The 26,054-nt window shown below is 21.1% G+C and carries 20 protein-coding genes; 11 read left to right on the top strand and 9 right to left on the bottom strand.

The features are described from left to right. Window positions 1–85: 85 nt before the first annotated feature. The gene (locus M8044_RS00745) at window positions 86–1,024 is read left to right on the top strand and encodes an IS3 family transposase (RefSeq protein ID WP_273585168.1); all 939 of its coding nucleotides are present in this window, start codon (window positions 86–88) and stop codon (window positions 1,022–1,024) included. Window positions 1,025–1,319: 295 nt separating this feature from the next. Here M8044_RS00745 and M8044_RS00740 read toward each other — a convergent pair whose 3' ends face one another. Continuing rightward, window positions 1,320–1,610: a hypothetical protein gene (locus tag M8044_RS00740; protein ID WP_273585167.1), complete on the bottom strand. Its 291-nt coding sequence runs from the start codon at window positions 1,608–1,610 to the stop codon at window positions 1,320–1,322. Then, window positions 1,611–1,760 (bottom strand): hypothetical protein, encoded by a 150-nt coding sequence (locus tag M8044_RS00735; protein ID WP_273585166.1) that lies wholly within the window; start codon window positions 1,758–1,760, stop codon window positions 1,611–1,613. Window positions 1,761–2,969: 1,209 nt separating this feature from the next. Between M8044_RS00735 and M8044_RS00730 the strand changes: the two genes are divergently transcribed. The 9 genes from M8044_RS00730 to M8044_RS00690 all read left to right on the top strand — a co-directional run bounded on the left by M8044_RS00730 (window position 2,970) and on the right by M8044_RS00690 (window position 13,640). Then, window positions 2,970–4,673: a DEAD/DEAH box helicase gene (locus tag M8044_RS00730; protein WP_273585165.1), complete on the top strand. Its 1,704-nt coding sequence runs from the start codon at window positions 2,970–2,972 to the stop codon at window positions 4,671–4,673. A 122-nt stretch (window positions 4,674–4,795) separates the two neighbouring features. Further along, window positions 4,796–6,178: a TldD/PmbA family protein gene (locus M8044_RS00725; protein ID WP_273585164.1), complete on the top strand. Its 1,383-nt coding sequence runs from the start codon at window positions 4,796–4,798 to the stop codon at window positions 6,176–6,178. Between the two features lie 2 nt (window positions 6,179–6,180). Then, window positions 6,181–7,506, top strand: a complete 1,326-nt coding sequence (locus tag M8044_RS00720) for a TldD/PmbA family protein (protein WP_273585163.1) — start codon at window positions 6,181–6,183, stop codon at window positions 7,504–7,506. 85 nt (window positions 7,507–7,591) lie between these two features. Next, a complete protein-coding gene (gene dnaX, locus M8044_RS00715) occupies window positions 7,592–9,304 on the top strand; it encodes a DNA polymerase III subunit gamma/tau (protein WP_273585162.1) in 1,713 nt (570 codons plus the stop codon). 16 nt (window positions 9,305–9,320) lie between these two features. Next, window positions 9,321–9,599 (top strand): YbaB/EbfC family nucleoid-associated protein, encoded by a 279-nt coding sequence (locus tag M8044_RS00710; protein ID WP_273585161.1) that lies wholly within the window; start codon window positions 9,321–9,323, stop codon window positions 9,597–9,599. 48 nt (window positions 9,600–9,647) lie between these two features. After that, on the top strand, window positions 9,648–10,163 hold the full coding sequence (gene rpoE / locus M8044_RS00705) for a DNA-directed RNA polymerase subunit delta (protein WP_273585160.1): 516 nt from the start codon (window positions 9,648–9,650) through the stop codon (window positions 10,161–10,163). 154 nt (window positions 10,164–10,317) lie between these two features. Continuing rightward, window positions 10,318–11,037, top strand: a complete 720-nt coding sequence (locus tag M8044_RS00700; RefSeq protein WP_273585159.1) for a CDP-alcohol phosphatidyltransferase family protein — start codon at window positions 10,318–10,320, stop codon at window positions 11,035–11,037. 21 nt (window positions 11,038–11,058) lie between these two features. After that, entirely contained in the window at window positions 11,059–11,901 is an 843-nt protein-coding gene (locus M8044_RS00695) for a phosphatidylserine decarboxylase (protein WP_273585158.1), read from the top strand. A 107-nt stretch (window positions 11,902–12,008) separates the two neighbouring features. Next, window positions 12,009–13,640: a CTP synthase gene (locus M8044_RS00690; RefSeq protein WP_273585157.1), complete on the top strand. Its 1,632-nt coding sequence runs from the start codon at window positions 12,009–12,011 to the stop codon at window positions 13,638–13,640. A 77-nt stretch (window positions 13,641–13,717) separates the two neighbouring features. On the opposite strand, the gene M8044_RS00685 is transcribed toward M8044_RS00690, so the two are convergent. From M8044_RS00685 to M8044_RS00655, 7 genes are all read right to left on the bottom strand, one after another. After that, window positions 13,718–14,176, bottom strand: a complete 459-nt coding sequence (locus tag M8044_RS00685) for a hypothetical protein (protein ID WP_273585156.1) — start codon at window positions 14,174–14,176, stop codon at window positions 13,718–13,720. A 131-nt stretch (window positions 14,177–14,307) separates the two neighbouring features. Further along, window positions 14,308–14,922 (bottom strand): DnaD domain protein, encoded by a 615-nt coding sequence (locus M8044_RS00680; RefSeq protein ID WP_273585155.1) that lies wholly within the window; start codon window positions 14,920–14,922, stop codon window positions 14,308–14,310. Continuing rightward, complete coding sequence (rnc, locus tag M8044_RS00675) at window positions 14,915–15,610, bottom strand: ribonuclease III (RefSeq protein ID WP_273585154.1); 696 nt, start codon at window positions 15,608–15,610, stop codon at window positions 14,915–14,917. Before rnc ends, M8044_RS00680 begins: the two co-directional genes overlap by 8 nt. After that, entirely contained in the window at window positions 15,607–16,653 is a 1,047-nt protein-coding gene (gene plsX, locus M8044_RS00670) for a phosphate acyltransferase PlsX (RefSeq protein ID WP_273585153.1), read from the bottom strand. Before plsX ends, rnc begins: the two co-directional genes overlap by 4 nt. 16 nt (window positions 16,654–16,669) lie before the next feature. Next, the gene (locus tag M8044_RS00665; protein WP_273585152.1) at window positions 16,670–18,556 is read right to left on the bottom strand and encodes a DEAD/DEAH box helicase; all 1,887 of its coding nucleotides are present in this window, start codon (window positions 18,554–18,556) and stop codon (window positions 16,670–16,672) included. 263 nt (window positions 18,557–18,819) lie between these two features. Next, window positions 18,820–23,754 (bottom strand): AAA family ATPase, encoded by a 4,935-nt coding sequence (locus M8044_RS00660; RefSeq protein ID WP_273585151.1) that lies wholly within the window; start codon window positions 23,752–23,754, stop codon window positions 18,820–18,822. A gap of 250 nt (window positions 23,755–24,004) precedes the next feature. Continuing rightward, a complete protein-coding gene (locus tag M8044_RS00655) occupies window positions 24,005–24,664 on the bottom strand; it encodes an adenylate kinase family protein (protein WP_273585150.1) in 660 nt (219 codons plus the stop codon). Between the two features lie 547 nt (window positions 24,665–25,211). On the opposite strand from M8044_RS00655, the gene M8044_RS00650 reads away from it, so the two are divergent. Next, window positions 25,212–25,451, top strand: a complete 240-nt coding sequence (locus M8044_RS00650; RefSeq protein ID WP_273585149.1) for a hypothetical protein — start codon at window positions 25,212–25,214, stop codon at window positions 25,449–25,451. Window positions 25,452–26,054: the final 603 nt, after the last annotated feature.

Here is a 26,054-nt window from a genome sequence, read left to right as displayed (position 1 = left end):
AGCGCTTATTTATCCAATAAAAAATCTTTTAGAGTTATAATAGTTGATATATTTAAAATAATTTATAAAGATAATTGTTATTAAGATGCAAAAATTAAAACAAAAAATTAAATTATTACAAAAAATCATTGAAAAGATTAAAAAAATTGATAAAAGAATGGTTTTTCATTTAGTCAACCAATTCAATCAAACTCTGAATTTAACCACTATTTTAAAAACAATTCAAATCAAAAGAAGTACTTATTATTATTGGTTAAAAGTAAAAACTAAACTAAAAGAAAAAGAAGAAAAATACCTGTTACAACAAAAAAGAATTAAAGCTTTATGTTTACACGAACAATATTTTTACGGTCATCGAAAAATCACTGATTTATACCAAAAAACCTTTAATGAATTCATCACTAAGAAAAAAGTTTATACCATTATGAAAAAAAACGACATTAGTTGTCGTTTAAGAATCAAAAAAAATTTTACTTATCGTAATTTAAAAAATAATCTCCAAGTAATTCCTAATTTAATCAATCAAGATTTTATAGCTACTACACCTCTTCAAAAACTTTTTACTGACATCACTTATTTTAAAACTAATCAAGGTTTTCTCTATTTTTCTTGTATTATCGACTCTTTTAATAACCAAATAATTGCTTCACATGTTTCAAAGCATCAAAATAAAGATTTAGTTTTAAATACTATTAAAAAACTTCCAAAATTAAAAGAACCTTGTATCATTCACTCCGACCAAGGAACAGTTTATCAATCACTCAAAATTCAACAAACTTTAAAGAAAAAAGGTTTTTTAATTAGTATGTCCCGAAAAGCGGCCCCTCGTGATAACGCCGTCATTGAAAACTTTTTTGGCCAAATGAAAACGATCTTACAACATCAACATCCATTTTTATTTCAAAAATCTCCTGATAAAATGAAAAAATTAATCAATCAATTTCCGCAATTTTGGAATAACAAATGGATTTTAACCAAATTAAACTATACCACTCCATCTCAATGTGTTCAAAATCTGAGATAAATTTTTAGTTGAATGAATATAAAATAATATAACCTTGAAAAAGGTTACTTTAGTGCGCTTTTTTTGAAAAAAAATAGTAAAATTTAAAAAAAATATCATTTTCTTTCATTTTGTTGACGAGTTTTTCACTTTTTTTACCTAACTATATAGTGTACAGACAAAATATTAAAAAAATATCTTTTGAAACGAAAGAATTATGAAAAAAAGTTTAGACACTTTTTGAAACGAAAAAATATTTCTTTAGTTTGAAAAGATAGGAAATTATCTATTAATTTTTAATTCTTAAAGAGTCATTTTAAAATAAAAAGTTGTATGAAAAAATGAAACAGTTCACTATTAAAATTTTTAATAAATTATGTACTGAATTCATTGGTTGTTGGATAAATCGAGCAATATCAGAAAGAGTTTTATTTTTGCAATTAGCTAAGGATTTTAAAATTGGTTCGTAAACCGAGAGTTTTTTATTTTCGTTTCCTAAAAGAGACATTAAATTATTTTCGATATTATTAGTTTTTTCTAAAAAAATATTTTTAATATTAAATTTCAAATCTTTTTTAGAATTTATTTGTTTCAAAATAAAAGTCATTCACGAAAAAACACTATAAAATTGAATTTTATCAATATAAGTTAAATGATTAAAAAATAAAGAAGATTCTTTATAACCAAAAGGCCAAATTTGTTTTTGAAAAGTAATTCTATGATAAAGAGATTTATTGTGATCGCCAATTGATTTCATAATTCCTAATTGACTGCCTGATAAAATAATTTTAATCTTACTTTAGACAATAATTTCTTCATAAATTTTTTGAAAAATAGACATAATAGTTTTATCACTCTGAATTAAATAAGCAAATTCATTAATAATAATAACTATGGTTTTTACGAACTTTATTAACTAAGTATTGAAATAAATCATAATAATTACCAAAAATATAATTTGGATCTTTAAAAAAAGTAGTAATTTGTTTAGTTAAAGTTCTTAAGTTATTTGGCTATATTCCAGTTTGATCTGCCATAAAATAAATAGTTTTTTTTAAATTTTTTCTAGTTATTTCTTTTAATAAGGTTGTTTTTTGCCGACTTATCGTACACCATGTATTATTCCTAATTCATGCTTATAAGAATCAATAATTTGCTGTAATTATTTTAATTCTTTTTCTATCCCGATAAACATTTAATACCTCTTTTTTTTATCTTTTTTTCACTTATAATTATAAAATTTTTTGAATTATTTATTGAATTTTATTCATCATTTAACATCTTTTTTATATCTTGTTTTCGATAATTATAATTTAAAACTATTCATTTTCATATGAGTCAAAAGAAAATGAATAGTTTTATTGCTTTTAGTTCGCTTCAAACTTTTAATCCAATTATTTAAAATATACAAAAAAATAACTTCGAATTATTATTAAATTCTTTTATAATTTCATTTTTTTATTTTTATATTAGAAATAAGCATAATATTTTTTCAATAATAAATTAAATTCAATTTCATTTAATAAATAATGTAAGTAATTTAAATAGAATATTAAAATTATTATTTTATTAATAAAATAATGTATAATTTAGAGAAAGGTATTTATTTGACTTAGACATATATAAATATAAATTTATTATTTTTTTTTTATTAAAATTAAAGTTAATATTTTTGAATTACAACATATAATATAACAAAATTTATTGTTATTAAATTTAATTGAGTTTTTTAAACGAAATATAAAATACTTTTTTTGAAAATTTATATTATATTTTTATTCAAAAATACAATTTTAAATAATATAATTTAATTTTGAATAAATTTATTTATTTTTTCCAATAAATATTAAAAATAATAAATAAATTAAAATAATTGTCTGATTAAAGAATAAAATTAAATAAAAAATGTTATTTAATAAAAATAAATATTTTATTTTTGAATATATAATATAAAGGAAAAAAAGAAATGAGTATTTTATTTAAAGAGTTAAATTTATTAAAACAAACTGAAGATGCTTTAGAAGAATTAAATTTTTCAAATCCTACACAAATTCAAGCTTTAGTTATTCCTGAATTTATAAAAGGGAATGATATTATAGCTCAATCTCAAACAGGAACAGGAAAAACTTTTTCTTTTGGTATTCCTATAATTGAAAAAATCGATCCTAAAATAAAAAAAGTTCAATCTCTAATATTATGTCCAACAAGAGAATTAGCATTACAAGTTTTTTTAGAAATTCAAAAACTATTAAAATTCTATCCCGAAATTAAAACTATTGTTGTTTATGGCGGAGAGTCTTATATAAAACAATTCCAAGCTTTAGATAAAAAACCACAAATCGTTATTGCTACTCCAGGTAGAATGATAGATTTACTAGAAAGAAAAAAAGTTGAATTATCATCAGTTAAAACTTTAACTTTGGATGAAGCCGATGAAATGTTAAAAATGGGATTTCAACAAGCTTTAGAAACTATCTTATCTAAAATTCCAAAAGAAAGACAAACTGTTTTATTTTCAGCTACAATGCCTCCTTTCATTAAAGAAATAGCTAATAAATATCAAAACAATCCTAAAATTTTAAAAGCTAAACAAGATCAAATTGTTGTTAAATCAATTGAGCAATTTTATTTTATTGTAAAAGAATTTGATAAAAATAAACTTTTAGTTCGCCTTTTAGATCAAAAAAACCCGGATTCTGTAATTATTTTTGCAAATACTAAAAAAGATGTGGATTTAATTTTAAATTATTTACAAGAAAGAAATTTTTTAGTAGATGCTATTCATGGAGATTTAAAACAAAATCAAAGACATTATGTTATGAATAATTTTAGAAAAAAAAATATTAAAATTTTAGTTGCTACTGATGTAGCAGCTAGAGGAATAGATATTTCAGATATTACAATGATTATCAATTATGATTTGCCTCGAGAAGAAGAAGTTTATGTTCACAGAATCGGAAGAACGGGTAGAGCTGGTAAAACGGGTTCAGCTTATACTTTTGTAAGTTTAAGAAAAATTTTTCAATTTAAAAAATTAATGAATTATTTAAAAGAAAAAATAACTCATTTAAACATTCCTTCAATAGAAGAAGTTCGTGAAAAACAAAATAAATTTTTTCAAGACAAAATTTTAAATTTATTAGAAGAACAACAAAAAGAAACAATAAAAGAAAATCCTTTTGTTGATGATTTATTAAAGCAAAAAGATCCTAAAGAAATTATTGGAGTTCTTTTAGAACATTTAGCGCCTAAAAAGAAAAATTACGAACATATAGCAGAACCAAAAATTTGGCAAAATAATAATTCGCAAAGCCCTTATATTAAAAACAATAACAATTCAAATAGATTTAATAGGGTGAATAATAATTACGGTAATAATTCTAATAATAATTCTAATAATAATTCTAATAATAATTATAGTAATAATAAATTCGATAAAAAACCTATGATAGAATTAATTATTAACTTAGGAAAAGATGACAATATCAATCCATCATTACTTTTAAAATTATTAAAAGATAAATTTAATATTTATAGTAAAAATATCGGTAATATAAAACATTTTTATAACAAAACTGTCTTTGAAATTCCTTCTTTTTTAGCTAAACAAGTTCAATCCAGAAATAATATTTATTACAAAGATAAACTTTTGCATATTCAAAATAAATAATTTTTTTGAATAATTAAAAAACTTATCAAAAATAAAATTATTTCATTTTAGTTTTTGATTATTTAAATGAAAAAAAATAATAAAAAAACAATATATAAAAAATTTAAGGAGTTTATTTTTTTATGTTATCTAAAAACGAAATACAAGATATTTTACAAAAAAGTTTAAATAAAGGTTTTGATTTTGTTGAATTATTTTTCGAAGACAAAATTTCTACTACATTAAAAATTATGAATAAAGAAGTAATTAAATATGAAACAGGAAATGTTTATGGAGTAGGAATTCGTTTATTAAAAAAAACGGATGAAATTTATATTTATACTAATAAAATAAATCATAAAAATATTTTGTCTTTGATAGAAGAATATTATAACGAAAACAAAAATAAAAAAATAATAGAAATTATTCCTCTTGGGGAATCCAAAAAAATAGATAATAATATTAAAATTCCTTTTAATAACTGGTCTGTTTCTGAAAAAATTACTAAAATAATGAAATTATCTCAAATTATAAAAGAATATGACGAAAAAATTATAAAAAGCATAATTAATTTAGAAGAAAAAGAACAAAATGTTTTAATTGCTAATTCTAAAGGTGTTTATCAAAAAGATTTTCGTCCTTATATTAATTGTTCTATGGCTGCTATCGCAAAAGATGGACAAAATATGGAAGAATTTTATAACAACGAAGGAGGATCGATGGGTTTAGAACTTTTTAATATTATTAATTTTGAAGTTCAAGCCAAACAAGTAGCAAAAAAAGCAATTATGTTGCTAACAGCTGAACAAATTAAACCTCAAAATATGACTTTAGTAGTAAGTAATGGTGAAGGAGGAGTTATTTTTCATGAAGCTTGCGGGCATTCTTTAGAAGCTACTTCCGTTGCTAGAGGACTTTCGCCCTTTTGCAATAAAATAAATCAAAAAATAGCTTCAGACATTGTAACTGCTTATGATGATGGAACTATTGAAAATTCTTGGGGTAAATTAAATTTTGATGATGAAGGGCATCCAACTCAAAAAAACCTTTTAATCGAAAAAGGAATATTAAAAAATTATTTAATTGATTATCGTAATAGTTTAAAAATGAAAATGCAACCTACTGGTTCTTCCAGAAGACAATCTTATAAATACTCACCAACTTCTAGAATGAATTCTACTTATATTGCAGCCGGAAAAGATGATCCTCAAAAAATTATAAAAGATACTAAATATGGTCTTTATGCCGAAAGTTTTGGCGGTGGAACAGTTACTCCTACTACAGGTGAATTCAACTTTAAAGTCAAATCCGGATATTTAATTGAAAATGGCAAATTGACAAAATTTGTAAAAGGCATGATGATAATTGGAAAAGGACAAGATATTTTATTAAAAATAGATCGTGTTGCTAATGATTTAGTTTTAAAACAAGGATATTGCGGTTCTATTTCAGGTTATGTACCTGTAGATTTAGGACAACCAACTATTAGAGTTACAGAAATAACTGTTGGAGGAAGCAAAAAATAATAATGAATAATAATATAAATTATAAAAAATGGTTTCAAGCAGCTACAGAAAATGGTTTTGATGCATTAGAAATTTTAACTAACGATAACAAAAATAAAATGATAACTTTAGAGGATAGTAAAATTCATGAACATATTAAAAGTGATCTTCGAACAGTAACTATAAAAGGTTTATATAAAAATATAAAATCTTCTATCTATTTAGAAAAAATAGATGAAAACAAAATAGACGAAACTTTAAAACTTCTTAAAAATCAAATATCATTTTTAAATAGAAAAGAAAAAGATCTTGTTTTTGCGGGTTCACCTGTTTATCCTGAAGTGAAAAATTCTAATTTTAATTTCGAAACAATTAATATTCAGAAAAAATATGATTTAATATTTCAATTAGAAAAAGAATTATCCAAAAGTATTTTTTTAAAAAAAATTGATAGTATTTCTTATAGTGAAAATTATTTGCAAAAAAAAATAGTTAATTCTAAAGGTGTAAATTTAGAAGATAAAGCTAGTTTTTTAACAATTTCAACTTCTTGTGTTTTTCAAAAAAATCAAGAAATAGAAGAAATTTTAGAAAATTTCACAGTTAAAGATTTTAATGAAATGGATATCCCTAAATATGCTAAAAAAATAATATCTTTAGGAGAAAAAAAATTAACATCTCAATCTTTAGAATCTCGAACTTATCCTACTGTTTTTTCAAATAAAATTTTTGCTAAATTTTTAAATAAATTTAGCAGTATCTTTAATGGCATGAGAGCTTATTATAATTTAAGCAAATTAAAAGATAAAAAAGGACTAAAAATAGCTTCTTCTAAAGTTACTTTAATCGACGATCCTTTATTAAATAAAGCTTTTTTTCAATATGGTTTTGATGATGAAGGTGTAGCTTGTTATACCAAAAAAATTATTAAAAAAGGTATCTTTCAAGATTTTATACACGATTTAAAATCTTCATTTCTTTTTAATACAAAACCTAGTGGTAACAGTTTTGAAAATTCTATTTCAATGACTAATTTTTACTTAAAAGAAAGTGATAAAACTTTTGAAGAAATGATTAAGCCTATTGAAAAAGGAGTTTATATTGATTCTTTAATCGGATTACACGCAGGTATTGATGATATTAGTGGTGATTTTAGTCTTCAAGCGGCTGGTTTTAAAATAGAACAAGGTAAAATTACTAGCCCTGTAAAAATGCTTGTTATTTCAGGTAATTTTTTTGATATTTTATTAAATTTAAAAGATATAGCTAATGATTTAGTAATTAGAACATCAGGTTTCGGAAGTCCTACTGTTTATGTAGGAGATTTAACTATTGCTGGAGAAAATTAATTTCAAAATTTTCATTTTTTATTAAACAAAATAAATATTATTTTTTCAAACTTTATAAAATTATATTGCGCAAAATAAAAAAAGGATGCCTTATAAAAAAAATATGAATTATATAACTTTATATCGCAAACATAGACCTGACAACTTTAAAAATATAATCGGGCAACAAACAATTATACAAACTTTAAAAAATGCTATCAAACATCAAAAAATTCATCATTGTTATTTATTTAGTGGTGATAAAGGAGTAGGAAAAACTACTTTAGCGAAAGTTTTAGCTAAAGCTATTAATTGTTCTTTTTTTCTTAAAACAGAAGATTGTTGTTCAAAAAATAATGATAACCAAAATTATTGCAAAACATGTTGTGCTATAGATCGAAAAAATACTTTAGATTTTATTGAAATTGACGGAGCCTCTTATAGCGGAATAGATGATATCAGAAACTTAAAAGATAAATTATGTTATAAATCTGATTTATTAAAATATAAATTTTATATTATTGATGAAATTCACGTTTTATCTTCAAATGCTTTTAATGCTTTATTAAAAATTTTAGAAGAACCATTAACTAACATAATTTTTATTTTGATCACTAGTGAATTTAATAAAATTCCTAAAAACATTTTATCTCGTACTCAATATTTTTATTTAAATAATATTTCTCCTGAAGATATTAAAAAAAAATTAAAATCAATAGCCTCCTTAGAAAATATACCCATTTCAGAAAAAGCTTTAGAAAAAATTTCTTTTTATTCTAATGAAAATTTAAGAGATGCTCTTAATTTATTAGATAAAGTGAGTTCTTATACAAACAATATTATCCAAGAAAAAAATATTGTAGAAATGTTGGGAATTGTTCCTGAAGAAAATATACAAAATTTATTTAAGCTTTTATTCGATGATAATATAAATATTCTTATTTCTTTTTTAGAAGAAATTTTTAATTCAAATATAAATTATGTTCTTTTTTTAAAGGATTTTATTGATTTTGTTCAAAAAAAATTAATGAATTATTTAAAAAATCCTAATCAAAATTTAAATTTATTTTCAAATTTAAATATCGAAAAAAGAGACCTATTTTTTCAAAAATTATTTGAATTACAAAATAATTTGATGTTATCTAAAAATAAAAAAAATTTATTAATTATTAGTTTTATTCAAATGAATGAGTTTTTAAAAAAATCAAAAAATTTGATTAAAAAAACAAATTCAAATAAAATAACAAAAAGTAATAAAAAAATAGAAAACAATTTACCTATTTTTTCTAAAACAGATATAAATGAAAAAGAAATAACTTTAAAACAAGCTATTTTAAATAATATTATTAATATTTTAAAATCTCCAGATGATTTAACCAAAAATATAATTCATAAAGGTTGGAAAAAACTAGAAAATTATCCTATTCCTAATTTAGCAAAAATCGCTAAATTATTATATAATTCTAAAGTATTATTAATAAATTTTAATAAAGAAATTCTTTTATCATGTAGAGATGAAATAGAATATAAACAGCTATTAAAAAATGATATTAGAGTTAAAATTAAACAAATTCTAAATGCAAAAAAAAAATTAATTAATGAATATTTTGTGGTTTTAAATAAAGATTGGGAAAACATAATACAACCTGTTTATTTAAAATTTTTAGAAACTCAAGATAAAAAAGATTTAGACTTATCTAATTTTAAAACTGATTTTTATGAACAAAATTCAGTTTTAAATATAGAACAAAATCAATCTCCTATTGTCAAATTAGCTAGGGATTTATTTACTTATGAAAAAGTAGAAATTATTGATTAAAAGGATTTTTTTGAATATGAATATGTTAAATAAATTAAAAAAAATTCAAGAAAATATTGATATAGAACAAAAAAAATTAGAATCTAGAGAATTCACATCACAAATCGGAGATATTGTTATTGTTATGCAAGGAACAAAACAAGTAGTTGATGTTTATATTAAAAATTTAGATTTATGTAAAAATTTAGATTTAATGCAAGAAAGTATTTTATTATCTTTTAATGATGTATTACAACAAGTTGAACAAGCTTCTAAAGATTTACTTACAAAAGTTTCGAAAGATTATGAATTTTAATTTTAAACAGTAAACAAATATTTTTTTTATTAAAGGAGATAAAAAATTTTGGATAAAAATAACAAAAATATCGATCAATCAAATTCTATGATTGATATTTCTTATCAAATTTTATTAAAAAATCAAGCACCAATGTCTATTCAAGAATTAATCAAAAATGTTTGCGAAATTAAAAAAATTAATTCAAAAGATATAGATGCTTGTTTGCAATTATATTTAGATATTGTTTCAAGCGGACTTTTTGTATTTTGTGGTAATGATTTATGGGATATCAAAAAAAATAATTTAAATTTATGGGATCAAGAATACTTTTTGGATCCAAACGATAAAGAGACAAAAGAAACAAATATCAAAACAGAAGATATAGAAAAAGAAATTTTAGATTTTAAAGATTTTGATTTGAAAAAAGAAGAAAATAAAGAACACGAAGAAATCGAAGAACAAGAAGACAATGAAAAAAATGAAGAAAAAGACAAATTAGATTCAGATCTTTTAGATGAAAATGACGATAATTTAGATGACAACGAAGATAAAATAGAAGAAGAAGTGTTTGATGAAATTTGACAAAAGAATAATAAAAATAAAAAGAAGAATATATAAGTGATTAGAATAATTCTTTTTTATAAAAAATATTATAAAGAAAAAAATTATAAATTTTTTTATTCTAAAAATTATTATTACAATTTAGAAAAAACATTTCATAATCGGGGATATATTTATGTTTTTAGGATTTTATAATTATACTGTTTATTTAACTTATTTAAATGCATTAACAGGTTTTTTAGGTATTTATATTATTTTGGATGATAGTAATAATTTAAATCCTATAACATATGCATCTATTTGTTTATTATTATCTGGCATTTTCGATATGTTAGATGGTTTTGTTAGCAATTTAAAAAAGAAACGTTCCATAGAAGAAAAAAAATACGGTATTCAAATAGATTCTTTAGCAGATATTATTAGTTTTGGTATTTTGCCGATTTTAATAGAATTTAAAATGTTCAAAAACATTGCTAATTTTAAACATAACAAAATATTTTCTTTTTTGTTTCTAATAAGTAGTATTGTATATATTTTAGCAGTTCTAATTAGATTAGCTTATTTCAATGTTCTTGCTGAAAAAAAAATCAATTGTAAAACACCTAAAGAAAATATAAAAACTTTTATCGGTTTACCCGTTACTTTTGCTTCTGTTATATTTCCTTTTTTCATTTTATCTCAAAATGTTATATTATCTTTTGATAATGGTTTTTTCAAAGAACAAATTAAACAATTTTTTTATTTCATATATTGTTTTTTTATTATATTATGCTCTTTTTTATTTGTTTTTAATAAAATTAAATTTAAAAAACCTAAAAATATTATTTTTTTAATATTTTCTTTTTTATTATTCCTTTTATTAATATTAACTTTAATAAAAACAAATATAAATTAATACAAGAAAGAAAAAAATTCAGTGCCTAATAAAAAAGAAAAGAATAAAAATTTTTTATATTCTAATTTAAATAAAAGATTTTGGAAAAGAGTACTTTTAAGAATTTGTATTTCAAAAATATTTAATTTATTATTTAGTTTGTATTTAAAATCTTTTTTTTCTAAATTACATCTTAAAAAAGTAATTAAAACAAATAATATAAATTTAGAATTATTTAATAAACAAAAATTTTCTTCTTATAATGATTTTTTCATACGTAAATACAAAAAAATATCTTTTTGTCATGATCCTTCGATTTTCATCAGTCCAGGCGAAGGCAAAATAAGTGTTTTACCAATTACAAAAAATAATATTTATTCTATCAAAGGAGTTAATTATCATTTAAGTGATCTTTTAAAAAATAATTCTTTGGCTTCCTCTTTTCTAAAAGGTTATTTTGTAATTTTAAGACTAAGACCTTTTGATTATCATCGTTATATTTTTATGGATGATGGTATTCAAAAAAAAGAAAATATTAAGAAAATAAAAGGTAAATTACATACTGTCAACCCAATCGCTTTCAAATATTTTAATGTTTTTCATGAAAATAGCAGAGAATACAATATTTTAGAAACAAAAAATTTTAGTACAATAATTCAAATCGAAGTTGGAGCTTTATTAGTAGGTAAAATTAATAATCATCCTATTACTAGTTTTCAAAAAGGTGAAGAAAAAGGTTTTTTTTCTTTCGGAGGATCAACTATTATTTTGCTTATTAAAAAAAATAAAGTAATTTTTGACAAAATTTTTATAGAAAATAGTTTAAAAAATATAGAAACCAAAATTAATATTGGGGATCGATTAGGTTATAAAATGAATATTTAATATATCCATCCTTATTTAATTTCAATATTTTTATTTTAAAATGTTTGAAAGAAAATGTTTGAAAGAAAATGTTTGAAAGAAAATGTTTGAAAGAAAGAAATCTAAAAATGAATAATAAGAATATCAAAAATCAAAAATTTATTTTTATTACTGGAGGAGTAGTTTCTGGTTTAGGAAAAGGTATTATTGGAGCTGCTATAGGTCAAATTTTAAAAACACGTGGATTAAAAGTTTTTATGAAAAAAATGGATCCTTATATAAACATTGATTCAGGTACTATGAATCCTACTCAACATGGCGAAGTTTTTGTTACTAACGATGGCGCCGAAACTGATTTAGATTTAGGTCATTACGAAAGATTTTTAGATGAAAATTTATCTAGAGAATCTAATGTAACTACAGGTCAAGTTTATCAATATGTCATAAATAAAGAAAGACAAGGCAAATATTTAGGAGAAACTATTCAAGTTATTCCCCATATTACTAACGAAATAAAAAAAAGAATTTTAGAAATAAAAAATACTGATATTGATTATGATGTTATCATAATAGAAATCGGAGGTACAGTTGGAGATATTGAATCTTTACCTTTTTTAGAATCTATTAGACAAGTACGTTATGATTTAGGATTTCATAATACTCTTTATATTCATAATACTTTAATTCCATATCTAAAAAGCTCTAACGAAACAAAAACTAAACCAACACAACATAGTGTTAAAGAATTAAGATCTTTAGGAATTCAACCTCAAATTTTAATTTTAAGAAGCGAAAAAGCTATTTCATCCGAAATGAAAAAGAAAATTTCTATTTTATGTGATGTTAGAGAAAAAGCTATTTTTGAAAATATTGATGTTGATATTTTATATAAAATTATCGTTAATTTAAATGAACAAAAAATAGATGATTTTATTTTAGAACATTTTCAAATAAATAATTTAAAAAAATCTAATATTTCTAAATGGCAAAACTTAATTTATAAAATTCAGAATTTAAAAAATAAAATTACTATCGGTTTAGTAGGAAAATATATTTCTAACCAAGATTCTTATTTATCTGTTATAGAAGCTTTAAAACATGCTTCTTATTATCATAATACTGATATAAAAGTTAAATTAATTAATGCAGCGGATATTAATAATGAAAATATATCTCAATTATTAAAAGATTGTCATGGAATTTTAATACCTGGTGGTTTCGGCTCAAGGGCTATCGAAGGCAAAATAAAAGCTATTACTTATGCTCGTATTAATAATATTCCTATTTTAGGTATTTGTTTAGGAATGCAATTAATGATTATTGAGTACGCTAGAAATGTTTTAAAATTAGAGAACGCTGATTCTATAGAAATTAATAATAATACTTTATGTCCTGTAATAACTCAAAAAATAAAAAATCCTCTTTTAGGAGGTACTTTAAGATTAGGGTTGTATTCATGTCAATTAAAAAAAAATACTAAAAGCTATGAAATTTTTCAAAAAGAAATAATTTATGAAAGACATAGACATCGTTATGAAATGAATACAGAATATATTGCTATTTTTAATAAAGATGATAATTTTATTATTTCAGGTATGAATAAGGAAGAACAATTGCCTGAAATTATAGAATTAAAAAATCATATTTGGTATATAGGAGTTCAATTTCATTCTGAATTTTTATCTAGGCCTTTTAAACCACATCCTTTATTTAATAATTTTATAAACACATCTTTAAAATATTTTTTAAATATCAAATAAAAAAAACATTCGAAATTAATAATATTTCGAATGTTTTTATTTTTTAATAAATAAAAAATTTCTTTTTTAATTTATTATTATTTTTTTACAGACTCAGGTAATTTTTCTTTTAATTTAGTTATGAATTCTGAAACTTTTAATTGATTATGTTGTTCTTTAAATGCTTCTTTATTAGTAGTTGTTAAGTCTTCAACTTGTGTTTTAAATGCTTCAATATGTTGTTTTGCTTCATCACTAATTTTATCATTATCTTTTGCATTTTTATTATATTTTTCAATTGCTGCTTTAAAATTATCTAATGCTTTTGTATAATCTGTAACTAGATTTTTAACCTTATCTTCGGTATCATACTTAGAAGATTCAGAAGGTAATTCCAGTTTTTTTTCTAAACTTTCTATAAGTTTTTTATCAACTGCTTTGCCGCCTCCGAATACTCCACAAAAGTATAATATTGCAACTAATGCTAAAACAGCAACAATAACACCAATAGTTATCTTACCATTTTTAGATTGTACAAAATCTTTAATCTTTGACATTATTATTCAATCCTCTCTTTTAAATTTTATAATAATTTCTAAAAAATAATTTTTTTTAAATCATTAAATCTTTACTTCTAGATTCAATACTAACATTATAACATAATTTTTATATATTTATAAAAAGACATTTATTTAATTTTATTGAAAATTTTATGAAGAATTTGATCTGCTTTCTCATCATTTTCTATTTTTAAAATATTTTTATGATTTAAAATTCTATCTATATAATAAATTGATTTTTTTTGATTTAAAACGGCTATATTTATGGATTTATTTATTTCTTCAAAAGAATAATTTTTATCTAAAAACCAATTTTTTATAATTTCTAATTCGTATGATGCTAAATTTTCGCCTTTTAATTTTTCTATTTGTTCTATAGTTTGTGTTATATATTTATTTTGTTTTTTTATTTGATTATTTTTAGCTTTTTCAGAATAAATTTGTTCTAATTTTTTAAAAGTATTATTTAAATCAAAAACTTCTATAATTTTATTATCTCTTTCATCTTGTGACAAAACAAAAAATTTTTTTTGTATTAATTCTTCTAAAATATTTTCTACTTCGTTTTTAGATAAATTAACTTTTTGAGCCAAAAATAAAGAAGAAAAAATTTTAGTTTCATAACGCTCGAATAAAAAAATCAAAACCATGACTTCTTGAGAAGTTAAATTCATTTTACGATATTCGCGAAGTAAAATTTGTTCAATATTCAATACACCTTCTTCATAAAGAATTTTAAACATTTTTTGTTTCCCTTTCTTTCTCTATTTTAATTAAAGCTTGTTGTGCTGCTTTTTGCTCAGAAGCTTTTTTAGTTTTGCCCATCCCTCGGCCTAAAAATTGTTTGTCTAAATAAACTTCAGTTATAAATTCTTTTTCATGTGCTAAACCTTGTTCGGAAACAAGTTTATAATGAATACGTTGTCCATTAGTTTGGCTTAATTCTTGTAATTTAGTTTTGAAATCTATAATATTAATAACTTTTTTTAAATAAGGTAAAACAAGATTATGAAAAATCTTTTGAGTTTTATTAAATCCTAAATCTAAATAAATAGCTCCAAATAAAGCTTCAAAAGCATCCGATATAATAGAATAATTATTATCGTATCTTTTCTGCTCGCCCTTACCCAATAAAATATAATTTTTTAACTTTATTTCTTTAGCGTAAATCAACAAAGAATCAATACAAACAGCTTGAGCTCTTTTTTTAGTCATAGTCCCTTCACTATATTTATTTTTTTTATATAAATAACTCGCCATTAAAAAATTAATAACAGAATCACCTAAAAATTCTAATCTTTCGTTATTCTTCATTTTAATATGGTCGGATGATTGCTCATTAGCATAAGAACTATGGGTTAAAGCAGTAATATATAAATTAATATTTTTAGGTTTAATATTTAATCTTTTAAATAATTTTTTTAAATTCATATTTTTTTTTGACTCTTTTTTACATTAAATTTTTGATAAATTTTATTTAAAAAATTTTTTTCAATTAAAATTTTGGCTTGTATAATTGCTTTATAAAAGGCATAATCGTTAGAAGATCCATGAGCTTTTATTACAATTTTATTTAATCCTAACAACATAGCACCTCCTGTTTCTTTAGCATCTAATTTTTTTTTAATTTTACAAAATTGTTTTGCAAATAAAATTCGGCTCATAATTTTTTTAAACCAATTATCTGTCAAAATTTTTTTAATAGATTGAAAAGAATTTTGAAAAGATCCTTCATAACTTTTTAAAATCATATTAGATGTAAAACCATCACTAACTAAAATATCCGCTTCAGTAGTCAAAATATTTTGAGGCTCTTCGTTCCCTTTAAAAATTATACGATTATCTTGTTCTAATAAATTATAAACTGTTTGATCTAAAAGCCTACCTTTATTTTTTTCAATACCTATATTCAATAATTTAACTATAGGTTTTTCAATATTGAATAATTCTTTTGCTGCTGCAGAAGCATAAATAGCAAAATTTAATAAATTTTCTGGTGTAATATCAATATTAGCACCAGCATCTATTAACATTCTTTTTTTATTATCTAAAGAATTAAAAATAGGTGCTAAAGCTATTCTAGACATAAAATTCATAGTTTTAATTATTAAAAAACTAGCTAATACTAAAGCTTGAGTTGGACCTGCAGAAACTACTCCATCAACTTGATTATCTTTAGCCGATTTTAAAGCTAAAAAAAGAGAATTATTTGGATTATCTCTTAATTCTTCCCTTATATTCTTTATATCCATCGAAAGATAAAAAGAAGTATGAATAAGATTTATTCTATCTTTGACTGAATCATACAAAGAAGAAACGATTTTATTTTTTATTATATGATTTATTTTAATTTTATCGCCATACAAATTAATATATAATTGTTTTTCCTCTATCAAAGCCTTTATAATTCCTTTGATTACTATTTCAGGAGCAAAATCGCCTCCCATAGCATCTATAGCTAATTTAATAATCATTTTATTTAATATACCTTTATTTTTTATTTTGTAAATATTCGAAATCTTTTTTAATTTGATTTATTATCGGATAATCTTTCCTTATATCTAAGAATTGAAATTTAAAAAAACCACTTTGTTTTTTGCCTAAAAGATCTCCTGGGCCTCTTTTATAAAGATCAAAATCGCTTAATTTTCTCACATTATTTTCTTTTTGTAACATATTTAATCTTTCGTTATCTTTTTTGGAAACTAAAAAACAATAATTCTGTTTATTATTTCTACCTACTCTGCCTCTTAATTGATGTAATTGACTTAAACCAAAATATTCTGCTCCCAAAATAATAATAATTGTAGCGTTAGAAATATCAATTCCAACTTCTATAATAGAAGTAGCTAACAAAATACCTTTTTTATTTTGCATAAAATTTAAAATTATTTCTTCTTGTTGTTCTGTTGTTTTTTGACTATGCAAAATATAAAGATGTTCTAAATTATATTTTTCTAAAAAAAGATTAACATTATGAATATTAAAATATTTTTTATTATCTTTTATAGCAGGAACTATAACATAACTTTGTTCATTGCGTAATTGATTTTGTCTTAACAAATGAACAATCTTATCAAAGGAACATTGTTTAGTAATAATATTTTGTTGAGAATAAGGTTTTTCAGTTAATAAAGAAATTTGTAATAAACCAGAATAAATAATAGCTAAAGTTTTTGGAATAGGGGTTGCTGTAAGATATAAAATATCTGATGTTAAGCTTTGATTTGCAGTTTTATTTTTTATATCTGTACCAAATTTATGAGTTTCATCAATAATAATAAGTCCTAATTGAAAAAATTCTATATTTGATAATAAATGAGTTCCAAAAATCATTTTATATTTATTTTGTTTAATTTCTTCTTGATAAACTTTTTTTTGTTTACTTTTGGATGTGATAATAATAGATTCAATTTCTGGAAAAAGTTTTCGAAAATTCAAATAATGTTGCTTCGCTAAAATTTCTGTAGGAGTCATCATTAAAACTTGTTTATTTAAATTAATAATACCTAAAGCAGCTATAAAAACTGTAATTGTTTTACCAGAACCAACGTCTCCTTGGATTAATCTTTGGGTAGGATAATTTTTATTAAAATCAGAATAAATTTCATTCACTATTTTTTTTTGATTCGAAGTTAATTGAAAAGGAATTTTATTAATCATCTCTTTGACATAACTTATATTACATTTTAAAGGTTGTTTGAGAGGTAATTGTTTTATTTTATAAAACCATCTTTTTATTATAACAAAAGCTTCTTCGTATTTAAATCTTTGAATGGCTTTATTTAACATTTGTTTATTTTGAGGAAGATGCAAATTTTCAAAAGCCTTTTGTCTACTTATTAAATTATATTTTTTTAAAATTGTTGCGTTTAGAGTTTCTTTTATTTGCAATTGAGAATTTTGAAAAACTTTCTTTATTAATTGTTGCAATGAATAATCAGGGATACCTTTTAATTTATAAATAGGTTTAATTTTACTATCTATATTAGGTTCTGTAGATAAAAAAGAAGCTATAATCGTATTATATTTATGATAATATATACCTTTAATAAAAATTTTTTTATTTAATTGGATAATTTTTAAAAAAAAATTATTAAAAATAATTACTTTTAAAATAGTATTTGCATCAGTTAATATCTGAAAAATTTTTGTTTTTTTTTTAAATGAAAATCGAGAAATAACAGGTTTTGTTATTATCAAGCCATATAATTTAATTTCTGTTTTATCAGGTATTAAAGATAATTTAGACAAAACAAAATTTTCATATGTTTTAGGTTTTTTTAAAACTAATTCTTTTAAATTATTTATATTATTTTTTATTAATTTAGGGTATAAATCGGATTGTCTAAAAATGTCATCTAAATTAGTTATCATTAATTGCCTCGTTTATTAAATTTTATTATTTTATTTATACAATTATTCTGCATTATAGAAGATATTGAAAAATAAATTATAATGATATTATTTTCATATATTAATGAAAAAATTTACAGTATTCTTTTCAAAAATAAACATTAAAATATCTGAATTTCTATAATAAATTATAACATAATTTAAATTTTTATCTTCTTACTTTTTTTAATTATTATATTAATCATAAAGAAAAAAAGAAATTTGATTATCAAATTTCTTTTTTATTAAGATTTTTTTCTAAAAAAATATTTACAAAAAATTATAATTAATACAAATTTTAACCAAGAAAAATTTTGTTGAATAAAAGAAAATACATCAGACAAAGAATTATCAAAATTCATTTGTTTTGTTTTATAATTTTTGATAAAAAATTTTATTTTTTCGTATATTTGTTCTTCGCTTATATTTTCTTTTTTTAATTCATCTTGAACAATTAAAACGGCTCCTTTTTGAATTAACTCTATTTCTTGATTAGAAATACTTTTATCTGGAAATTCTTTATCTACTATAACATATCTATTTATATCATCTAATATCTTTTTATTTAAATTATTCTCTATATTTTGAATTTGTTTTTTAATTTCTTCATCCAAAATATTTATTATTTCATCTAATTCAAGATCTTGATAAAATAATTCTTTTTGGGTTTTTTGTTTCAATATATCTATGATTTTATCTTTATATAAATTAAAATTAATATTTAAGTTTTTTAATATAGAAACCCATTTGTCATTAAAAATTATTTGTGTACAATTATCCTTAATTTTATTAATTTGATCCTTAATATCTTTCAAAGAATAATTAGATTCTTGAATAAAATAATCATAAACAATATCATGAATTTGTGTTCTAATTTGTTTTATTTCGTCATAGCTAAATATTTTCTTATTAAAATTTATTTTATCGGTTAAATAAATAATTTGTTCTTCCAAAGACATATTTTTTTCTTGTTTTAATTTATATCTCATAAACGAAATAATTTCTTGTTTTATTTCGTCTAAAGAAAAGTGATTATTTTGTTCTAAAGTTTCCTTGACCTTTTGTTCAATTTGTTCTATTAATTTAAAAGAATCTTCCGAAATATTCAAATTTGAATTTAATGTAATAACATTATAAATATCATCAACTAATTGATTTTTTATTTTATCTATATACTCTAATATTTTTTGTTCAAATAATTTCTCATTATTTTCAGTATTTTGACTGATTTCTAACAATTGTTCATTTAAAACATTATCTAATGCTAAAAAATGAAACTTATTTTTATATTTATTCATTAATTCATCAATTTGAATTTTATTATTTTTGATTTTTTCTATATCCCAAATAAAATAAATTTTTTTTATTTTATTTTTAATAGCTTTAGTTAAAAGTTCTTCTAAAGTAGAAATATTTTTTACAACTTCCATTTGAGGACTATCTGGTTCTTGTATAAAATAAAAACCCATCAATTTATCAGGTAAAGGATTTTCTGAAGAATAAAACATTTTTATTTTGTCTAATTGATTTGAATCAATATCTACTTCTATTGCTTCTGTTGTAGCGTCTTTGTTATAAACTAATTTATTATTTTGTAAATAACCCTTTTGAATGAATTGGAAATATTTTTTTTCTTCATCGGTAAAAAAACTATCTACAAAAAGATGTTTTATAGGAGTATTTTTATACTCTTTTATGTCTAATAATTCATTTACATCATGTTTTATATGTTCATGTTCATCCCAATTAATAATATTTTTCTTATTTGTTAACCTATCCATTATTAATTGCAAATCTATTGGTAAAATATTTAAATGTTTATGTTTTAAAATCGCAGTTGCAGTTGCTTGTTCGAAGATTTCTCCTAATTTTCTAGGAGTTCTTAATTCATTTAAACCAGAATTTATTATTGTTTTTGAAATTTTTTCCAAATATTTATAAGCTCTAATATCTAAATTATACTTTTGAGAAATAATTTTTAAATAAAGAACTATATCATTTTCTTCCCAAAAATCAACTTCAATCAACTTATTAAAACGACTTAAAATAGAATTATCAATATCATCTTTGAAATTAGTTGTTGCAATGACAAAAACTGGTTTTTCTGGATCTGAATAGATACCTTCTATTTGTGATAAAAAAGCAGTAATAATATTACCATGATCAGAATTCAAACCATCACTATGACGTTTTTTAAAAGCTACTTCACATTCATCTATTAAAATTACGCTTGGAGAATGTTTTCTAGCTTCATCAAAAAGATTTTTAATTAATCTTGGTCCTTCGCCAACATATGTTTTAGAAAAATCAGAAGATGTTACGGCAAAAAAAGGTAATCCTGCTTCTTTAGCGAAAGCTTCAGCTAAAAAAGTTTTTCCTGTTCCTGGAGGTCCATATAATAAAATACCTTTAGGAGTCTTTCTACTGCCCATAGATTTATATAAACTTAAATTTTTTAATTGTTCTACGGTTTCTTTTAATTGTTCTTTAACTACTGTATTACCTATAACATCTGAAAAATCATGCAACTTATCTGTTTTTCTTGCAAAAGTTTTAACATTATTCATTTCATTATTTGCTTTAGATTCTTGATTTTGTTTCATTTCTGTAAAAAATCCTATAGTTTCTTTATGAAGGCGTCCTACATAAGACATTGCTGACGAAATTAAAGAATTATACATTTGAGTATTTAGCACAAAATATTCTATTCTATCTTTGGATCGTTCTAATTTATTTTTTAATCGATCTACACGCGATATTTGTCTTCGAATATCATTATTTAATTCTTCTTTTTCATCTTCTTGTAAAATTTTATTTCTTATTATTTGTTTTCTTTGATTCGTAAAATTTGATTCTAAATTAGACAGTTTTTGTGATGTTTCAGTTATAAAGTTGTCTTTTAGCAATACTTGTTCTTTCAAATCTTTCAATTCTAATTTGATTTTCTCAATTTCTTCATTTAAAGCTTTTTTTTGCTGTTCAGATAACAATTGATTTTGAATTAACTCTTCTGTTTTTTGGTTTAACTCTTTATCTTTTTGATCTATTTTTTTTGCCAAAATATCTATTTCGTTATTTTTTTCCTCGATATTCTTTTCCAAATTTAGAATTTGTTGTTCACTTCTTTCAATAATAATATTTTGTTCTTCAATAGTTTTTCTAAATTGGTCGATTTTTTGTTGACTTATTTCTAAATCATTTTCTAATTTTGAAAGATTTTCTCTATTTTCTTTTATGTTTTGTTTCAATATTTTTATTTCGGCTTCGCTTAAAGTTTTAATTTTAATAATCTCTTCTTCTTGTTTTTCTGATTTATTTCTTAAATTTTGAATTTCTTCTTTATATTGAATTAAAAATTTTTCTTTTGAATATAATTTCGTTTTTAATTCTTTAATTAATTTTTCATTTTGGGAGATATTATCTCTTAAATTTTTTATTTCTTGTTCTGATAAAGATTTATTATTCAAAAGTTCTGTTTTTGATTCTTGCAATAATTTATCTACTTCTTCAATTCGATCACTTAAAGAAATTATAACTTCTTCTTTTATTCTTATATCTGTTTCTAAATTTGAAATTTGATTTTGTTGTTGTTTTATAATATTTTGTTGTTCTTGGATAGTCTGTTTAAAACTTTCGATTTTATTTTCAGCAACATTTAAATCATTTTGCATTTGACTTAAAGTTTCTATTTGTTTATCAATTACATTTTGCAATTCTTCTCTTTCTTTTTCACTCAATTGTTTAATATCAATAATTTCTTTATTTTTATATTGTAAATCCATAATTAAATTTTGGATTTGTTCTTGATTACTAGATAAAATTAATTCTTGCAAATGAAATTGTCGAATTAAATCTTGTTTGTCTTCTATAAGTTGTTCGATTTCTCTATTTAATCTTTTTATCGTTGAGTCAGTCAACGTTTTATTATTTGCAATCTCATCTTTTTTTTCATTTAATTCTTTATTTATTTGTTCAATATTATTATTTAAAGATTTAATCTCATTTATATTATCTTCGATATCCATAGACAATTTTTGAATTTTTTCATCTTTTTTTTGCAACAATTGTCTATTTTCTTCGATAGTAACACTTAATTGATCAATAATATTTTGACTTGAAATTAGTTTTTGTTGTAAATCATTCAATCTATCAATTTGTTTTTGATTATTTCTTTGAAATTCTTCTCTTTCTTCGCTTCTTAAAGTTTGTATTTCAAGAATAATTCGATTATTTTCTTTCGATTCAATTATTAAATCCTGAATTCTTCTTTGATTTGAGTTGATAATAGCTTCATTATTTGCTAAGCTTTCTTTATTTCGCTCAATCAATCTATTGAAATAAGCTTTTTGTCTTGCAAAATTTTTTCGTTCTTCTTTATTTAATAAATTATTATTATTTAATTGATCATCCAATTCTTTTATTGTTTTTCTAGAATTTTGTATTTGATTTCGTAAACGCAAAATAATGTTATCTCTATCAGAAATAAATTTGGTCAATTTTATAATTTCTGACTCTTGTTGCCTAATCTTTTGTTCTTGTTGTTTAAATACAACATCATAACTATTTATTTTTTGTTGCAAAGCCAAAATTTGATTTTCTATTTCATCAGTATTTTCTTGTTTTTGAGAATTAATTTGTTTTTTATCCTTTAAAATCATAATTTCTTCAAAAGTATCTACTAAAAATTCAATATATTTTTTAGATACAAATTCAATATTAGATGGCGACCATGTTTTCCAAAAATTTCCTTTTAAATCTTGAAAATTTTTTTCTTTATGTTTTAAATATGTATTATAATTTACAAAATCTGCACTATTGCCTACAAAAACAAAAACATATTCATTTACATCAAAAATAGTTTGAGCAATTGTATTTTCAAATTCGTTTATTAAATTATATCTGTCCAATAATTTAATCTTTTCTTCTAAATTTTGGTTTTTTGGAAGATTATAATAAGGTTTATCAAATTCTTCCAATATTTTAATCAAAACTTTTTCTAATAATTTTTCATTCGATAATTTTGGGAATTTTTGTTGCAATGTATGAATAATAGGGTAATTCATATATTTTAGCTTGTTATTATCATTATTAATATTACTAATAGCATTTAACGACTTAATATAATGGAATATTATCAATATAATGATAATATCTAAAAATATTTTGCCTTTTATTTTCATTATTCCAAAACTTTCTAATAAGATTATTTCAATTTTAGTTAATAATAATAAAAGAATTTTTGTTTTTTTATATTTTATTAATTTTTTTTATTTCAAAGATAATTAAAATTTTTTTTATATTATTACGTTCTGAAAAGTCCAAAAAACATTTATTTTTAATTTTAAATTATTAATTTAATATAAATAACTAATAATTTTTTATAAAAAAATTTTTTCTATTTATTTCATTGAATAAATAGAAAAAAAAATTTTATTTTATATTAGACAATTGTTCTAATATTATTTTAGTGATATCTTGGATTGACTTTTGATTATCTTCTACTTTGATTTCTACTAATTTATTCATTTGTTGATAATAATCTATTAAAGGCAAAGTTTCTTTTTTATAAACTGATAAACGTTTTTTAAAAGTATTCAAATTATCATCTTTTCTTTGAACTAAATAAGTATTATCATTATTACAAAAACCATATCTCTCAGGAGATCTATTTTCTTTATGATAAATTTCTCCACATTGAGGACAAACCATTCTACCCATCACTCTTTTTTCTAATATTTTTTCGCAAACATTAAAATAAAAAACTTTAGTTAAAAAAATATTTCTTTTATGAAATTCTTCGGTCAAAAAATATGATTGATGTAAATTACGAGGATAACCGTCTAAAATAAAACCTTTTTGAAGATCTTCTTGATTAAAATATTTACTTATCATAGAATTAGTTATTTCGTTAGGCACCAATAGCCCTTTATTAATATAAGATATGACTATTTGACCTAATTCTGTCTTATTTTTTAAATTTGTGCGGAAAATATCTCCTATAGAAATATGACGAATATTAAAATGTTTAGCTAAAATTAAAGATTGAGTGCCTTTACCCGAGGCCGGCGGGCCTATTAAAATTATATTCATTTTTACAACCTTATATTATAAATGAAATTTTTCTTTCGAAATATAAAAAATAAAAAAGGATTTTTTATTATTTTTAATAAAAATTATCATTTTAAATAATTATTATTTTTATTATAAATTTATAAAACATATTATAAATCTTAAACACGATAAAAAACTAAAATTTTAAAAAATTCAACTATAAATAAAATGTAATACTAAAATTTATCAATATATGAGTTAATATAAAATACAATGCGAGATAAATATATTATAACAAATTTAAAAAATATTTTAAACTGAAAATCCAAAACAAAAATAAAAATAAATTTGCTTATTTAAAATATAAAAATTGAAAAAATTATTGAAGCAAAATATATTATCATATTTATCAAAAAATTTTATTCATTATTGTTATATAATAATAATGAATAGGTATAATATTTCATTATTTAATAAAGTGAATTTTATAATCTATTTTTTTATAATTTTGAAAAATTTAAAATTAACAAAAATATTTGAAATCAATAAATGAAAATAATAAAAGAAAGATATTGAAAAAAATAACATGATTAAAAAAATATTTGAATCTAAAAAAAATATTATTATTTTTGCTTCAACTTGTTTTTTATTAACATCAGTTATTGCTTTTTTAACTCTTTTTTTTAATTCATCCAAAGAAGAAAATGAAACATTATCAAATACTTCGGATAATGATCCAGAAAATTTAATAAAAGATATCGAACAAACAGATATCGAACAACAAGAAGATATAACATCAACAAATGAAGATAAAGTGCGCAAGTAAGGGCATTTAATTTAGAGGAGATTTAGGGTTCCTTTGATATTGTTGGATAGTATATCACATTATTGGATTAACCTGAGAATGAAAGTTCAATAAGGGAAAATAGCATATCCAAAAAGCATTAATAATGCGAAATGAAGTTAAAAAGCATGAAATTCTAGGGAATTAAAGATATAAAATAATTAAAAATAATATTTTTAAAATTATTATTTTTGAATTTTATAAAAATAATTTTATTTTGGACAAAAAATTATTAAATTAAGTCTTTAATTATTATCTTTATCTAATGATTAAACTATCCTTTCTTTGAAAGAATACTTAATTTATATAAAAAAATAAAATTTTTTTAATAATAATTATTTTACCGAGATTATCCATGCAACATTTAACACTTACCCAAATTAAATAGCTACCTTGGACAAGCTAAATAAATTTAAATCGTTAAATAAATCAATTTATAAAAATGCATTTTAAATTTATATGCTTTCAGAGCTTTCATAGTACTCGTAAAAGTAATGTTTTACCTAGGAGAAGTTAATAACTTTCGCAAGGGGAAGGGAAGCAGAGGGAAAAAAATTCTTTTATTTTTTTCTAATGAAATAAAAA

This window comes from Columbia Basin potato purple top phytoplasma, assembly GCF_028595955.1.
In the GTDB taxonomy this organism is placed as follows: domain Bacteria; phylum Bacillota_I; class Bacilli_A; order Acholeplasmatales; family Acholeplasmataceae; genus Phytoplasma.
The sequence above is the reverse complement of the archived record's forward strand: the minus strand, read 5'-3'. Positions and strand labels throughout refer to the sequence as shown.